16 protein-coding genes are annotated in these 14860 nt (G+C 64.1%); 10 read left to right on the forward strand and 6 right to left on the reverse strand.

What is annotated here, in order from left to right:
- Window positions 1-137 precede the first annotated feature (137 nt).
- Window positions 138-1739, reverse strand: a complete 1602-nt coding sequence (locus AC1DYJ_RS24710) for an ABC transporter substrate-binding protein (protein WP_477282647.1) — start codon at window positions 1737-1739, stop codon at window positions 138-140.
- Between the two features lie 441 nt (window positions 1740-2180).
- Here AC1DYJ_RS24710 and AC1DYJ_RS24715 point away from each other — a divergent pair, with 441 nt between their 5' ends.
- The 7 genes from AC1DYJ_RS24715 (at window position 2181) to AC1DYJ_RS24745 (ending at window position 8327) form a co-directional block, all read left to right on the forward strand.
- On the forward strand, window positions 2181-3524 hold the full coding sequence (locus AC1DYJ_RS24715) for a TldD/PmbA family protein (RefSeq protein ID WP_477282397.1): 1344 nt from the start codon (window positions 2181-2183) through the stop codon (window positions 3522-3524).
- Window positions 3511-4311, forward strand: a complete 801-nt coding sequence (locus tag AC1DYJ_RS24720) for a 3'(2'),5'-bisphosphate nucleotidase CysQ (RefSeq protein WP_477282399.1) — start codon at window positions 3511-3513, stop codon at window positions 4309-4311. The genes AC1DYJ_RS24715 and AC1DYJ_RS24720 overlap by 14 nt, the downstream gene beginning before the upstream one ends.
- Window positions 4312-4379: 68 nt before the next feature.
- A complete protein-coding gene (locus AC1DYJ_RS24725) occupies window positions 4380-4625 on the forward strand; it encodes a DUF4170 domain-containing protein (RefSeq protein WP_477282401.1) in 246 nt (81 codons plus the stop codon).
- 5 nt (window positions 4626-4630) lie between these two features.
- Window positions 4631-5425 carry a lysophospholipid acyltransferase family protein gene (locus AC1DYJ_RS24730; protein WP_477282403.1) on the forward strand — a complete coding sequence of 265 codons (795 nt, stop codon included), beginning with the start codon at window positions 4631-4633 and terminating at the stop codon, window positions 5423-5425.
- Window positions 5418-6734 carry a lipid IV(A) 3-deoxy-D-manno-octulosonic acid transferase gene (waaA, locus tag AC1DYJ_RS24735; protein ID WP_477282405.1) on the forward strand — a complete coding sequence of 439 codons (1317 nt, stop codon included), beginning with the start codon at window positions 5418-5420 and terminating at the stop codon, window positions 6732-6734. Before AC1DYJ_RS24730 ends, waaA begins: the two co-directional genes overlap by 8 nt.
- Before the next feature lies 1 nt (window position 6735).
- Window positions 6736-7764 carry a tetraacyldisaccharide 4'-kinase gene (lpxK, locus tag AC1DYJ_RS24740; protein ID WP_477282407.1) on the forward strand — a complete coding sequence of 343 codons (1029 nt, stop codon included), beginning with the start codon at window positions 6736-6738 and terminating at the stop codon, window positions 7762-7764.
- A 77-nt stretch (window positions 7765-7841) separates the two neighbouring features.
- Entirely contained in the window at window positions 7842-8327 is a 486-nt protein-coding gene (locus tag AC1DYJ_RS24745; RefSeq protein ID WP_477282409.1) for a hypothetical protein, read from the forward strand.
- 5 nt (window positions 8328-8332) lie between these two features.
- Here AC1DYJ_RS24745 and AC1DYJ_RS24750 read toward each other — a convergent pair whose 3' ends face one another.
- Window positions 8333-8566, reverse strand: a complete 234-nt coding sequence (locus tag AC1DYJ_RS24750; protein WP_477282411.1) for a DUF2093 domain-containing protein — start codon at window positions 8564-8566, stop codon at window positions 8333-8335.
- A gap of 128 nt (window positions 8567-8694) precedes the next feature.
- Here AC1DYJ_RS24750 and AC1DYJ_RS24755 point away from each other — a divergent pair, with 128 nt between their 5' ends.
- Window positions 8695-9291: a hypothetical protein gene (locus AC1DYJ_RS24755; protein ID WP_477282413.1), complete on the forward strand. Its 597-nt coding sequence runs from the start codon at window positions 8695-8697 to the stop codon at window positions 9289-9291.
- 17 nt (window positions 9292-9308) lie between these two features.
- Here AC1DYJ_RS24755 and AC1DYJ_RS24760 read toward each other — a convergent pair whose 3' ends face one another.
- Complete coding sequence (locus AC1DYJ_RS24760; RefSeq protein ID WP_477282415.1) at window positions 9309-10235, reverse strand: LysR substrate-binding domain-containing protein; 927 nt, start codon at window positions 10233-10235, stop codon at window positions 9309-9311.
- 93 nt (window positions 10236-10328) lie between these two features.
- Between AC1DYJ_RS24760 and AC1DYJ_RS24765 the strand changes: the two genes are divergently transcribed.
- Together AC1DYJ_RS24765 and AC1DYJ_RS24770 are read left to right on the forward strand one after the other, a co-directional pair.
- Window positions 10329-11222, forward strand: coding sequence for a DMT family transporter (locus AC1DYJ_RS24765; protein ID WP_477282417.1), 894 nt, complete (start codon window positions 10329-10331; stop codon window positions 11220-11222).
- Between the two features lie 32 nt (window positions 11223-11254).
- On the forward strand, window positions 11255-12121 hold the full coding sequence (locus AC1DYJ_RS24770) for a hypothetical protein (RefSeq protein WP_477282419.1): 867 nt from the start codon (window positions 11255-11257) through the stop codon (window positions 12119-12121).
- A 39-nt stretch (window positions 12122-12160) separates the two neighbouring features.
- Here the strand turns inward: AC1DYJ_RS24770 and AC1DYJ_RS24775 are convergent, their stop codons facing one another.
- The 3 genes from AC1DYJ_RS24775 to mutL are packed head-to-tail and all read right to left on the reverse strand — an operon-like array spanning window position 12161 to window position 14791.
- Entirely contained in the window at window positions 12161-12469 is a 309-nt protein-coding gene (locus AC1DYJ_RS24775; RefSeq protein ID WP_477282421.1) for a DUF1905 domain-containing protein, read from the reverse strand.
- A 22-nt stretch (window positions 12470-12491) separates the two neighbouring features.
- Entirely contained in the window at window positions 12492-12908 is a 417-nt protein-coding gene (locus tag AC1DYJ_RS24780) for a hypothetical protein (protein WP_477282423.1), read from the reverse strand.
- An 8-nt stretch (window positions 12909-12916) separates the two neighbouring features.
- A complete protein-coding gene (gene mutL / locus AC1DYJ_RS24785; RefSeq protein ID WP_477282425.1) occupies window positions 12917-14791 on the reverse strand; it encodes a DNA mismatch repair endonuclease MutL in 1875 nt (624 codons plus the stop codon).
- Window positions 14792-14860 lie beyond the last annotated feature (69 nt).

The raw sequence follows: 14860 nt of genomic DNA on the forward strand, positions 1-14860 counted from the left end.
GGTCTCCGTTTCGACCGGTGTGACAAGCAGTGCCAACAGGGCAGTGCGAACAGAAGAGTATCCTGATCCGCTTCGCCTGCCCGTGCAAATGGCGCCACCTTCCCCTCGCAATCGAGAGGGGAAGGCGGCTTTGCTGTTTATTGCACTGGCTTCAGCCGCAGGAGATGCATCAACCGCATGCGGTTGTTGTCATGGTCCTCGGGGTTCATCACCGGCTCATCCTTGGTCACCCAGCCGGTGAAACGCTTGGTCGAGTACTGGTACCAGGTCGGGCCGTTGAACACCGGCACGACAGGGAAGGCGTCGGCGATGATCACCTGCACCTGGTCGAACAGTTTTTTGCGCTCCTCGTCGGTCGTCGCCTTGCGGTAGTCGTCGAAGATCTTGTCGAGGTCGGGGTTCGAGTAACGCGACGGCGCGCTGGTGATGCGTCCGCCAAAGGCCGTCGACAGCGACTGGTAGTAGCCGCGGAACGGCGTCGGGCCGTCGGCGCGGGAGTTCATGACGGCATCGAAGGAGCCATCGAGAATCTGCTTCTGCCACTGCTCATATTCGGGTGTCGCGACCGAAGCGTTGACCCCGATCTTGCGCAGGCCTTCGGCGGCGATCTGCACCGCGTCGATCCAGTCGGTCCACCCATTGGGAACGATGATCGAAAACGCGATCGGCTGGCCCTTCGGCGTGGTGCGCATGCCGTCCGCGCCCTTCTTGTAGCCGGCGTCGTCAAGCACCTTGTTGGCCTTGTCGACGTCGTAGGTCATCCACACATCCTTGTCGCCTTCGGCCGCCTTGTTGCGCCAGGCGTCGAAGCGCGGCGGCAGGCCGCTGGCGTGCAGATTGACCACCGGATAGCCAAACCCGGCAATGTCGACCATCGCTGTGCGATCCATGGCCAGGCTGAAGGCATGGCGGAAATTGATGTCGGCGAAAGCTTCGGCCAGCCCTGGATTGGCGGTCTTGAAATTCATTTGGAAAGCGATGGTTTCCGCCGGCGGCTGCCAGTAGCCATTGTGGTCCTTGTCGAGCGCGACATAGGTCTTGTCGATCTCGGGCAGGAACGAGCCGATCCAGTCCATCGAGCCTTCCGGCAGCAGCGCCAGCATCTGGTCGTTGCCGGAAATCTGCGGCAGTTTCAGGCAGTCGACATGCAGCGAGGCGGCGTCCCAGTAATTCGGGTTGCGGCACTGCTCATAGACCTGCGGTGTGAAGCGGCGGATCTCGGTCATCGGGCCGGAGCCCACCGGCTTCTCGTTCTTGAAGGTGAGCGGGTCGGCAATATCTTTCCAGATGTGCTCCGGCACGATGGGGAAATCGGCCATCGATTCGGGGAAATGCGTGTCGACGTCCTTCAGCGTGATCTTCACTTCCGTCGGCGAGGGTGCCTCGACCGAAGCCACGCTTTCGCTGACGCCGACGGTATCGACGGCCTTGTTCTTGAGCATCAGCTCGAGCGTGTATTTCATGTCGGCCGAGGTCAGCGGCTGGCCATCGGACCATTTGACGCCGTCGCGCAGCGTGTAGGTGATCGACTTCAGGTCATCGGAGAATTTGTAGCCTGTCGCCAGCCGGAAGATCGGCTTGCCGCCATCATAGTCGTTGAAGATGACCAGCGGCTCGTAGACGAAGTCCATCGTGCTCTGGCGGCGGCCGCCAAGATCGAACGGATTGAAGTTCTGCACCCAGCTCGTCTGCTCCTCAATATGCATGGCGAGCACGGATTCGGCCGCTGCCGGCTTCATCCCCGAGGCGAGGGCGACCGAGGCAAGAGCCACGCCGCCCAAAGCCAAAAATCGGCGCCGGCTGAACTGCTTGCGCCCTGATACCGACTGGTTGAACGATTGCACGCGACCGAGCATCTTTTCTCCTCCCTGAGCAGACTGGTCTATGATGTAAATCAAATTGATTTAATCGTAGGCGAAAGCGGGCGTCAACCCTGCGTCCTGTGGAAAGGGCGGCTGTTTCGAGAAAGTTCGGCGCCTTGCCGCCGCGCGGTCGGCTTACCGTCACCATCGCCTTGGCCTGGGCTGCGAGCGCGGCGATGAGGACCGGCTTTGCGTTCTGCTCGGGCGCTATGCCGCAGCGGCGCAATTGCCCGTGCGCCATTGCACAAGCCGCATTGGGACAATAGATGGTGCAGCAGCCGCTACCGCCCGGCGCGGCTTGAAGCCAGGACCATGTGCATGACCAATACATCAGAGGCAGCGAAATTGACCGACCGCGTCGCGGCCCTGGTCGAGGCTGCCAAACGGGCCGGCGCCGATGCGGCCGACGCGGTTGCCGTGCGCGGCCGCTCGACCGGCGTGTCGGTGCGGCTGGGCAAGGTCGAGAACACCGAATCCTCCGAAGGCGACGATGTCTCGCTGCGCGTCTTCGTCGGCAACCGGGTGGCGAGCGTCTCGGCGACGGCGGCATCGGACCCCAAGGCACTGGCCGAACGCGCCGTGGCGATGGCGAAGGTCTCGCCTGAGGATCCCTATCAGGGCCTCGCCGATCCGGCCTTGCTTGTCGGCAAGGTGCGCGACCTCGATTTGTTTGACGCCACCGAGGTGTCGGCCGATCAGCTCAAGGAAGCGGCTCTGGCTGCCGAGGAAGCCGCCCTTGCCGTCAAGGGCGTCACCAATTCGGCCGGCAGCGGCGCCAGCGCCGGGTTGGGCGGGCTGGTGCTCGCGACGTCGAACGGCTTTGTCGGCCACTATGTCGCCTCGCGCTTTTCGCGCTCGGCCAGCGTCATTGCGGGTGAGGGCACCGGCATGGAGCGCGATTATGAATATTCCTCGCACCAGCATTTTTCCGATCTCGACGCCCCCGAACTGATCGGCCGCAAGGCCGGCGAGCGCGCCGTGCGCCGCCTCGGCGCCCGCAAGGCAGCGACCGGTCCGGTCGACGTCGTGTTCGATCCGCGCGTCGCGCGCGGCATTGCCGGCCATCTCGCCGGCGCCATCAATGGCGCCTCGGTGGCGCGCAAAACCAGTTTTCTGCGCGAGATGATGGGCAAGCAGGTCGCCTCGGCTGATATCACCGTCACCGATGAGCCGCTGCGGCGCCGCGGCCAGGCCTCGCGGCCCTTCGACGGCGAAGGTGTCGAGGGCGAAAAGCTGCTGATGGTCGAAAATGGCGTGCTGAAGCACTGGTTCCTGTCGACTTCGGCGGCGCGAGAACTGGGGCTGACCACCAATGGACGCGGCGCGCGCAGCGGTTCCTCGGTGTCGCCGTCATCGACCAATCTCGCCATCGAGCCGGGCGAAAGGACGCCGGAAGATCTGATCAAGTCGCTGAAATCAGGCTTTTATGTCACCGAAGTGTTCGGCCAGGGCGTCGACATGGTCACAGGCGAATACAGCCGCGGCGCGTCCGGTTTCTGGATCGACAATGGCGAGCTTGCCTATCCCGTGGCCGAGGTGACCATCGCTTCCAATCTGAAGACGATGTTCCTCAACATGGTGCCGGCGAGCGACCTCGACCGCAATTTCGGCACCGCCGCACCGACGCTGCTGATCGAAGGCATGACCCTTGCCGGCGCGTGACCCGGTCATATCGGCTGGAGAAGACCTCGAGCTCTTGCGCGATGCCGCCCGCGAGGCCGGCGCGATCGCCATGCGCTATTTCGGCAAAAACCCGCAAGTCTGGATGAAAGGCGGGACGTCGCCGGTCAGCGAGGCCGACCATGCGGCGGACGCCTATCTGCGCCAGACCTTGCTTGCGGCGCGGCCGGACTATGGCTGGCTGTCGGAGGAAACGATCGACAATCCGGCACGGCTGCAGGCACGCCGCACCTTTGTCGTCGATCCTATCGACGGCACCCGCGGCTTCCTTGAAGGCCTGCGCTCCTGGTGCGTCAGCGTCGCCGTGGTCGAAAATGGCCGCACGCTCACCGGCGTGCTCGAATGCCCGGCCAAAGACGAAACCTATTGGGCGCTGCCCGGCCATGGCGCTTTCCGCAACGGCAAGCCGATTGCCGTACGCCGCGCGGCCGAGACGGTTGAGATCGGCGGGCTGAAGCAGCTGATCGACCTGATGCCGGCGGAGTGGCAGAGCCGGGTGCACCGCGCGGCGCACATTCCCTCGCTTGCCTACCGGCTGGCGATGGTCGCCAACGGCACGCTCGACGCCACCTTCGTCAAGCCCAACGCGCATGACTGGGATATTGCCGCCGCCGATCTTATCTTGCGCGAAGCCGGCGGCGCCGTGCTCGACGGGCATGGCCGTGCGCCGCTTTATGCCGGCGAGGTGATCCGTCACGGAGCCCTGGTCGCCGGCAGCGGCGCGCTGCTCACCGTGCTTGCCGGCGTCATTGCCGATAGGGAAGCGTGATCGAAGGTTCCAAAGTCGGCAGCTTTGGTCTAGACCTGTCACAAACTCACAATATGTGAAGGACCGAAATGGCCGCGGAAGACGGAAAGAAACAGCTTTTGCACCTGGTGTTTGGCGGCGAGCTGAAGAAGCTGGGCAGCACCGAGTTCCGCGATCTCGACGCGCTCGACATTGTCGGCGTCTATCCGGACTACCAGACCGCGCACAGCGCGTGGAAAGCCAAGGCGCAAGCCAGCGTGGACAATGCCCATATGCGCTATTTCGTCGTTCATCTGCACCGGCTGCTCGACCCCGAAAATAAGGCGGTCGGTTGACTTCGATGGATCATGATCTGGCGAAAAGGCCAGCGAATGAAGCCGCACCCACGGGTAGAGGCGGCAGTCGTACGACCAAGGCGTTCTGGCGCAAGATTCGCGAACCGCTTGCACAGTCGCGATTCGTCAAAAACGCCATTGCCAGTCTGCTCGCCCAGTACGTTCGGCTGGTGCGCATAACCAGCCCGCTGGTCACCGGATCGGCACGCTTTTCGGCCGGTGGCTATTCGGAGTTCGAACCCGGTATCATCGCGCTTTGGCACGGCCAGCATCTGCTGACGCCGGCCTATTATCCCAAGCGCAAGCCGCTGGTCGCCATGGTGTCGCGCAGCGCCGATGCAGAGCTCAATGCACTGATGCTGGAGAAATTTGGCATCGAGGCCGTGCGCGGTTCGGGCGGGCGTGAAAGCACGAAGCATCTCGATAAGGGCGGCGCCAAGGCGCTCATTGCTCTTAAAAAGTCACTCGTCGCCGGCAAGAACGTCGCCATGATTGCCGACATTCCCCACGGCACGCCGCGCGACGCGGGGCTTGGTATCATTCTTCTGGCACGCCTCTCGGGTCGGCCGCTCCTGCCGGTCGCTATCGCTACCAGCCGCCGCAAGGTGCTGGAAAAGAGCTGGGACAAAACCACCATCAACCTCCCATTCGGCCGTTCCGCTGTTACTATAGGCACGCCGATCTTCGTGGCGGCGGATGCCGATGAGTCTGAAATGGAGCGCAAGCGCCTGGAAGTCACGGCCGCGCTCAATGCCGCGACCGCCGAGGCCTATCGCCTCGTGGACGGCATCCATGAGTGAGCGCTGGGCGCGCGCCTTCCTGACGGCGTATCGGTTCGCCGGCGCGGCCGCCTATCCGCTGATCGGGCCCTACGTTGCCTGGCGCACGTCACAGGGCAAGGAAGACCGCAGCCGCAGCCGCGAGCGCTACGGCGTCGCCGGACGGCCGCGTCCCGAAGGCCCGGTGATCTGGATCCATGCCGCGAGCGTCGGCGAGACCATTGCGGTCGTGCCGCTGGTGCAAAGCATCCTCGACTACGGCGTCAACATCGTGCTGACGACCGGCACGGTGACCTCTGCGCAGGTCGCCGACGAGCGGCTCGGCGACCGCATCATCCACCAATATGTTCCGCTCGACCTCAAGCCGGCGGTCAGCCGCTTCCTCGATCACTGGCGCCCGGACCTGGCGATCATCGCCGAATCCGAGATCTGGCCAATGACCATACTGGAACTCGGCGCCCGCCGCGTGCCGCAGGTCCTGGTCAACGGCCGGCTGTCCGACCGCTCGTTCAAATCCTGGAAGAAGCGCGCCAACATCGCCGAGGCGCTGTTCGAGAACCTGGCCCATGTCGTTGCCCAGTCGGATGTCGACGGCGAACGGTTTCGCGCGCTTGGCGCCCGGCCGGTCACCGTGTCCGGCAACCTCAAGGTCGACACCTTGCCGCCGCCGGTTGACGAAAGGGCGCTGGCGACGCTGAAGCGGCAGATCGCCGGCCGCCCGACCTGGGCGGCGATCTCGACGCATGATGGCGAGGAAGTGGTCGCGGCGGAAGTTCACGCCACGCTCCACAAGCGCCACCATGGCCTGCTGACGATTATCGTGCCGCGCCATCCCGATCGCGCCGAAGCGCTTGCCGCGCAGATTTCCGGCATGGGGCTGAAGCTGGCGCGACGCAGCAAGGGCGACAGGATCACCGCCGACACCGATATCCTGCTTGGTGATACGATCGGCGAGATGGGGCTTTATCTCCGGCTGACGGAAATCGCCTTTGTCGGCCGCTCGCTGACCTCGGAAGGTGGCCAGAACCCGTTGGAGCCGGCGATGCTCGACACCGCCGTGCTTGCCGGCCGCAACGTCCAGAATTTCCGCGAAGCCTATCAGCGCCTGCTCGACAGCGGTGGCGCCAAGCTGGTGCGCGACCGCGACATGCTGGCCGGTGCCGTCAATTTCCTGTTGAGCAATGAAGTCGCCCGCCATGAGATGATGGCGGCCGGTGCCGCCACCGTCGATCAGATGCGCGGTGCGCTGGCGCACACGCTGAAGTCGCTTGAGCCTTACATCCAGCCATTGATCGTCAAGTCGCGCCTGAAGGGCGCCGACGGGCGCTAGGGTGGCGTCCGAAGCGCCACCTTTCTGGTGGGAAGCGCCCGACTGGCGGGTCTTTGCGCTGTCGCCGCTGTCGGCGGTCTACGGCATGGTCGCCGGCCGCCGCATGCACCGGGCGGTCCGTGAAAAGATCGACGCGCCAGTGCTTTGCGTTGGCAATTTCACCGTCGGCGGCAGCGGCAAGACGCCGGTCGCGATCGCACTGGCAAAGCAGGCCAGGCGCATGCAGCTCAATCCCGGCTTCCTGTCGCGCGGCCATGGCGGCTCGTTCGCGCAGCCGCATGTCGTTGATGCCGGTCACGACGCCGCCAAACATGTCGGCGACGAGCCGCTGCTTTTGGCCGAACACGCGCCGGTTGCGGTCAGCCCCAACCGCGCCGCCGGCGCCAAGCTGCTCATGGAAGCGCATGGCTGCGATTTCCTGATCATGGATGACGGCTTTCAGAGCGCGCGAATCCATATCGATTATGCGCTGGTCGTCGTCGACGCCCGCTACGGCATCGGCAATGGCCGTGTCATTCCTGGCGGACCGCTTAGAGCCAACATTGTCGACCAGCTGGTCTTCACCGACGGGCTGTTGAAGATGGGCGAGGGCACAGCCGCCGATCAGGTCGTGCGCCAGGCCGCGCGCGCCGGCCGGCCGATCTTCGAGGCGCATGCCGAGCCTGGGGCCAAGGAACGCTTCGCCGGCCGGCGCTTCCTCGCCTTTGCCGGCATCGGTCATCCCGAAAAATTCTTCGACACGCTGCGCGGCACAGGCGCAGAGGTGGCGCTGAGCCGGTCGTTTCCGGACCACCACTTCTATGCCACTGACGAGCTCACTGAGTTGGCGGCAACCGCGCGCCGCGAGGGACTGGGCCTCGTCACCACGGCCAAGGACGCGGCCCGGCTGCGCCATGGCGCGGCCTCGGCCGAATTCCTTGGCCAACTCGACGTGCTGGAGATCGACGCCACGTTCGAGCTCGACAATGTGCCCGAACGCATCATCGACGAGACGCTGGACGCCTGGCGCCAGCGCAAGCTGCGGGGCTGATCGAGCAAGCCCTTCCGGACTATTCTCGCCGCTTTTCTCGATTATGAGCCATATCGGCTTTAGCGCGGAGGGGTGGGATGATTAGTTTACGGGCATTCTTTGTCTCTTGTGCCGTTATGGCGATGGCAAATTCATCGTCGGCGCAAACATCCACCCCGGGCGACAGCGAATTTCTGGTCTCCGTCACCGATGCGGACGGTGCTTCCCATGTCGTGGCCTCCAACGTGGTTCCGCTCATTCCCGATCGCGCCTGCTATGAATGGCGTGTCCGGCTGGGGCAGGGCGACAGACTGGTATCGGTCACGGAGGTGTTCTCGCTTCCCGCGGAGCCGAAGCAGTGGGGCGGCGTCGACGGGAACGAATACAGCTTGAGCAAGCTATCGGGCGACCGGAAAGTCTCCGAGACCACCATGTTCTACAAGCCGCTGGATGGATGGATCTCGCACGGCTGGTGCGTGGCCGAGGGAGACCCGACCGGGCCGTATTCCATCAAGGTGCTCGTTGGTGACCGGCTGATCCACGAATTCGATTTCAAAGTCGTGCCGGCATCCCAAACGCCGTAGCGGATCTAGCGCCTGCTGCGCATCTCCGGGTGCGTTTCGATCTCGCGGCGCAGCGAGGCTGCAGCGTTGATATAAGGCTCCTGCCTGGCGACGCTCCAGTATTTGAGTTCGTCCAGCGGAATGCTCTCGCCGGTCACAGCGCAGCGCACGAATGCGCCGGGGCTGGTGACCTGGAAGTCGCCGTCGAGATAGCGGATCCGGGCTTCCTTGCCGCCAGGGCCTTCGAAGCGGTTCATCATGGGGTGGTGCCAAAAGGGGCTGAGACTGACTTCATTTCTGATTTCATCGCCATAAATTGCCGCCAAGGTCAAGCTTGACGCAATGCTGAGGCTCTATTGTTGGCTCAAACCATCCCTATGGGACCGGCATGGACATTTCATCCGCCCGCCTGACCGCCCTGCTGCGCGAAGCCATGATATTGGCGGCTGCCCCGTCGGCAAAGGCCGATCCGGCGAAAGCAGCGCTGATCAAGGCGCTGGTTCAGCCGCCGGCGCCGTCCGGCACGCCTTTGCCGCCGGCAGCGGCGCCAGCGCTGCAGGCCCTGTTGTCCGGCACCTCTGCCAAGACACAGCAGACAGGATCCGCTGAAATCCTGCAGGCTTACCTGGCAATTGCCGAACCGGGCGCCGAGGCGCCGGATGGTGCCCCGACAAGGGCCGCGGCACCGCCACCGGCAAACGACGACGCACAGCGCGGTCTGGCTGTGCCGCCGGCAAGGGCCGAGGACGGCAGCGCCACAAAACCCGCAGGACTGCCATGGCTTGCCTTTCTCGTCCCTGAAGCTTCGCCACAACGCCGCGCCTCCGGCATCGACGCGGCAACAAAACGAGGGCAGGCGACGTCTCGGCCGCATGACGCGGCCGAGCCCGAAAACCGGCAACAAATGCGTGTCGGTCTGATGGCGCTGGCGGCCGGGTTTTTGGCCGTCGCGATCATCGGCTTCGTTCTACTGCTGCTTCGCTGAGCGCCGAACGATTGATCCTAGCGCTCGGCTTCGAGGAACGCTTCCATCTGTTCCATCGCCAGCCCCGCCTCGACGGCGATGCGGCGCGAAAGATCGGCGGCAGCCGTGCGCGGCCGTCCCAATGGCCGGTCGAGCCAGTAGGACACCGGATTGAGCGCCGTGCGTTCGTCGACGGCGACGATGCGGCCCGCCTCCAGCTGTTGCCCGGTCAGTGGCGGCCGCGCCAGCGCAATGCCAAGCCCATAGGCCGCGGCGTCCAGCACCAGATTATAGTCCTCGAAGCGGCGGTCCTGCGGGCGCGGGCGGTAATCCATGGCTTGCGCGGCAAACCAGGCGCGCCAGCCGGAAGCATCGGAATCGTTGATCAGCGGAAATTTGAGCAGCCGGGCAGGGTCGCCGCGGCCGATCTCGCGGGCAAGGCCGGGTGCGGCGACGGGGAACACATGTTCCTCGAACAGTTTCACCGAGATGCGGCCCGGAATGCCGCCGCGCCCGCAGCGGATCGACAGGTCGATGCCTTCGTCGGCAAGGTCGGCCTGGCGGATGTCGACGTCGAGCACAATGCGCAGCTTGCTGGGATTGTTCTCCAGCGCCGCCATGCGCGGCATCAGCCACAGCCCGCTGACCGAGGGAATCGAGGTCAGCCGCACCACGGCGGTGCCGCGCGGCTCGACCCAGCGGTCGGAATGGGTGGAAATCAGCGCGAAGGCTTCAGCCGTGCGCAGATGCAGGCGGTTGCCCTCGATGGTCAGCGAGACGCCGCGGGCGCCGCGGTCGAACACTTTCAGGCCCAGCCAGTCCTCCAGCTTGGCGATCTGCCGGCTGACGGCGCCATGGGTGATGTTGAGCTTCTCGGCCGCGGCCGAAAAGCTCCCGGTGCGCGCCGCCGCATCGAAGGCGCGCAGTGTCTCGAGCGGCACCATTGTGTCTGAGCTGTGATCCATAGTCACAGGTGATCCTCGATTTGATCGTTTGTCAACAGCGTCGAAAAGGCGCTTTCTGGCTTTCGAGACCCCAAGAACACGAAGGACAGTGAGATGAGCGCAACGACCAGCACGTCGAATCCGACACAGCGGATGGACGCTACCGCAGCCATCGCCGTGGCGCTGACGGTGGTTGGCTGGGCGTCGGCCTTTCCCGCAATCCGCGCCGGCCTCGCCGCCTTCGGGCCGCTGGAACTCGGTGCGCTGCGCTTTGCCATCGCCGCGGTGCCGGCAGCGATCTTTCTTGCCGTCAAGCGCCCGGCGCTGCCGAGGCTCGACGAGTTGTGGCGCCTTGCCTTCGGCGGCGCGATCTTTGTCGCGCTCTACACGGTCATGCTCAACTATGGCGAACTGACAGTTTCGGCAGGGGCCGCCGGCTTCATCATCAATGTCAGCCCGATCTTCACCGCCATCATGGCAATGGCATTGCTCGGCGAACGCTTCTCGGGCTGGGCCTGGTTCGGCACGGCCATTTCTTTCGCCGGCATCGGCATCATTGCGGTCGCCGACGGCAATGGCCTGCATTTCGACACCGGCGCGGTGCTGGTTCTTGGTTCGGCGCTGTGCTCGGCCGTCAACACGATCGTCCAGAAGCCGCTTTTTGCCCGTCACCACCCACTGACCATCTCGGCCTCGAACATGATCCTTGGCGCACTTTGCCTGGCACCGTTTCTGCCAAGCGGCTTTGCGCAGGCCGCGGTCGCCAACACAGCCGGGATCGGCGCGGTCATCTTTCTCGGCATCGTGCCCAGCCTGATCGCCTATGCCGCCTGGGCAACCGCTCTGTCGCGTCTGCCGGCGGCGCGCGCTTCAAACTTCCTCTATCTCGTCTCGCCCATGTCGGCCCTGATCGGCTTCTTCTGGCTGGGCGAAGTGCCGACGCTGCTCGGTATCCTCGGCGGTGCACTGGCGCTCGGCGGCGTCATCGTGGTCAATTTGAAGCGCTAGATCAGCGGGTTGGACGCCTTTTCGGAATCAAAGTGAGAGCCGCACTGGAATTCTCTCCAACCGCCCCATTTGACCGCCGCTGCGGTACAGACATGACCCCACCGGGTGGCTATGGTGCGTTGAAATTCACCGGGGGGGTCGGGATGGTCAGGCAGTTCGTATCGGCAGTTTTCTGCGTGTTGCTGCTCAGCGGCAAGGCCTGGGCGGGTTGGTATCACGTGGAAAACTACGAAGGCTCCATCGGTCCCGATCCCGTCCATCTCTCTCTGCAAACCTATGCTTTCGGCAGCGGCATCACTGTCCAGGGCAGCTACTTCTATGACGCCAAGCAAAGTCCGATCGCGCTCTACGGCAAAGCCAACGGCACCAGCCTTGCGCTTTGCGCGATTGCCGATGACGAGGAGTTTGAGCGCGTCATCGTCATGGGCAAGAAAACGGGCCTCGACACCTCCGGATGCCCGTTTTCCCTGGAGCTTGGCGACGGTGTCTTGACGGGAAGCTGGAGCAAGGGTGCGGACAAAGTTCCGGTCAGTCTCAGGAAGGTTGCGGGCCTGGACGACACCGGCGAGGGCAAGGTCGAAGGAACCGTCGAGATCCCCTTCTGGGCGCAGACGGCCACCGACCGGTTTGCCGGGATCTACAGCAAAACCGACAACGGAATCTGCATGACGAAGATGCAGGTCATCAACAAGAAGCGGCAGAAGGTCGTGCAGACCATCAAATTCGGCGGCGAGCTCTGCAATGCGGGTATGCTGATGACCCCCATCTACTGGAACGTGCAGAAGAGTGTTGAGCTAGGCAAGGACATCATATCGGTGAATTTCTACGACGGCCGCGCCGGCTACGAGGAGGACTATGTCTTTGACCGCAAGACCAAGAAGTACCGCCTGAAGAAGTGAGACGACGCCTGTCCACGCAGTCGCCCACGCGCGGCCTCGTCAGCGAAGGTGTATCGCGATAGACGCGGAAATCGGATCGCCTGCCGTCAGATTGCATTTGCGCCGGACTGCATCCTTCAAGGGCAAGAGATAGCTTCCGTCCTTGGGAAACAGCGATGTGCCGAACATGACGCCGCCGATGGTCGCCTCGACAGGAATCACCCCCCAGCCATAGGTGGCGAACTTCGCGACCTTTTTGATCTCTTCGCCATGCTGCTTGGGGATTGGCGCGAAGAAGTATGGCGAAGGGCCCCGCCAGTGGATCACCTCGGTTTCGAACTGGAACTGGAGCGCCGTCTCGGCGCTCACAGGTCTATCGCCGCTGGACCGCTCACTCGGGAACTCCGAAGTAAGCACGATAATATTGCAGGTGACCCGCCGGGGAGAATTCCTCAAAGTCGCCAGCGGCTTTGCACGTTTCCAGCCACGCAAGCGCATCTTTGGCAGCCTTGTCGGGATGCTTGCCCAGGAATTCCTCCGTGGCTTGCAGGCCGGAGCCGCACAGGAGCTGAACGTCCAGATACGAGAACAGGTCAAATCCGGATGATTTTGCATCCCAAATCCTCAGGATGTCCTGCTCCTGCCCTCTGCTGAAAAGTTGGACACAGCAAATCAAAGCCAGATCGTCGCCACGGTCCTTGTGAGTGCGTTCGCATTCGGCTTCGTGTGCCAACAGCTTCCGTATCCGAGGCAGGTCTTCGTCCCTCGGCACAAGACCGAACTCTCTCAAAGAGTCCTGATAATCCACCGTCTACCTCACCGCCGCCCGAACAGCCGCTCGATATCGGCGAGCTTGAGCTCGATATAGGTCGGGCGGCCGTGATTGCAGGTGCCGGATCCCGGCGTCGCCTCCATCTGGCGCAGCAGCGCGTTCATCTCTTCGGGTTTGAGCAGGCGGCCGGACCGCACCGAGCCATGGCAGGCCATGGTCGCCGCGATCTTGTCCAGCCGCTCTTTCAGCGTCTCGACCGTGTCATTGTCGGCGATCTCGTCGGCGAGGTCGCGCACCAATTGCTGGACATTGGTTTCGCCCAGCATGGACGGCGTCTCACGCACCGCCACCGCGCCGGGGCCGAAGCGCTCGACGCCAAGACCGAACTTGGCCAGCGTCTCGGAATGCATGGCCAGCCGCTCGGCATCCTCTTCCGGCAGGTCGACGATCTCCGGCAAGAGCAGCATCTGCGAGGGCACTGCGCGCGAATGCAGCGCATTCTTCAGCGCTTCGTAGACCAGCCGCTCATGCGCCGCGTGTTGGTCAACGATAACAAGCGAATCCCTCGTTTGCGCGACGATGTAATTTTCGTGCACCTGCGCGCGGGCAGCGCCCAGTGCCGTGCCAAGCAGCGTTTCGGTCGCTTCGGCTGTACCGGCACGCGCATCGGCGCTGGCGAGCGGCCCGGCATCGAACGCCGCCTGGTCGTTGTCGGCAAAGCCGTTTCGCTGCGCCCTCGGCTCCCCGTAACCCATATCCAGCGGCCGCTGTGACGAGCGCGATGGGTCGAAGCCGGCGGAGCCAGATGGTCGGTAGGCCGCGTCATAGCTGCGGTGGCCATTGGCCGGGCCGGCATGGGCATAAGGAGAGGCACCCGGCCGGAACGCCGCCATCATGCCGGCAGCACCTGATGTGGCGGCGCGGATGCCGGCATTGGCCAGCGCCTCGCGGATGGCGCCGACGATCAGCCCGCGCACCAGGCCCGGGTCGCGGAAGCGCACATCCGCCTTGGCCGGGTGAACGTTGACGTCGACGGTTGCGGGATCAAGCGTCAGGAACAGCACGGTGACCGCATGGCGGTCGCGCGGCAGCACGTCGGCGAAGGCGCCGCGAATGGCGCCGGCAATCAGCTTGTCGCGCACCGGGCGGCCGTTGACATAGGCATATTGCTGCAGCGCGTTGGCGCGGGTGAAGGACGGGATCGAGACGTGGCCGGTCAGATGCACGCCGTCGCGGCTGGCATCGATGGCGATGGAGTTGTCGGGAAACTCCGCGCCCATCACCTGGGCGACGCGGCGCAGGCTGCCTTCCGCGCTGTCGTCGGTGGCCGGCAATTCCAGCGTCGAACGGTCGGAGCCGGCGAGCGTGAAGCGCACGGCGGGGAAGGCGATGGCGATGCGCTTGACGACGTCACTCGTGGCCGAGCTTTCCGCGCGCTCGCCCTTCATGAATTTGAGCCGCGCCGGCGTCGCGAAGAACAAGTCCCGCACCTCGACCGTAGTGCCGCGATTGGCTGCAGCTGGTTTGACCGCCGAAACCCGGCCGCCTTCGATGCCGATCTCGGCCGCGCTGTCGCCGACAGCGGTGCGCGAGCGGATCGACAGCCGCGCCACCGAGCCGATCGACGGAAGCGCCTCGCCACGGAAGCCGAGCGAACGGATGTCGTGGATGTTGTCGCTCAGCTTGGACGTGCAATGGCGCGCAATCGCCAGCGAAAGTTCCGGTTCGGGGATACCCGAGCCGTCATCGGTGACACGGATCAGGTTCAATCCACCGCCGGCGGTGACGACCTCGACCCGAGATGCGCCGGCATCGAGCGCGTTCTCGACCAGCTCCTTCACCACGCTCGCCGGACGCTCGATGACTTCGCCGGCGGCGATCTGGTTGATCATCGTTTCGGAAAGCTGGCGAATGGGCATGGGGGGAGTATAGGCGGATTCGAAGGGTGTGCGGAAGCTTTGATGCTACGGAACAATGGATACGCCGGC

The organism is Mesorhizobium sp. P2_B11, assembly GCF_056404855.1.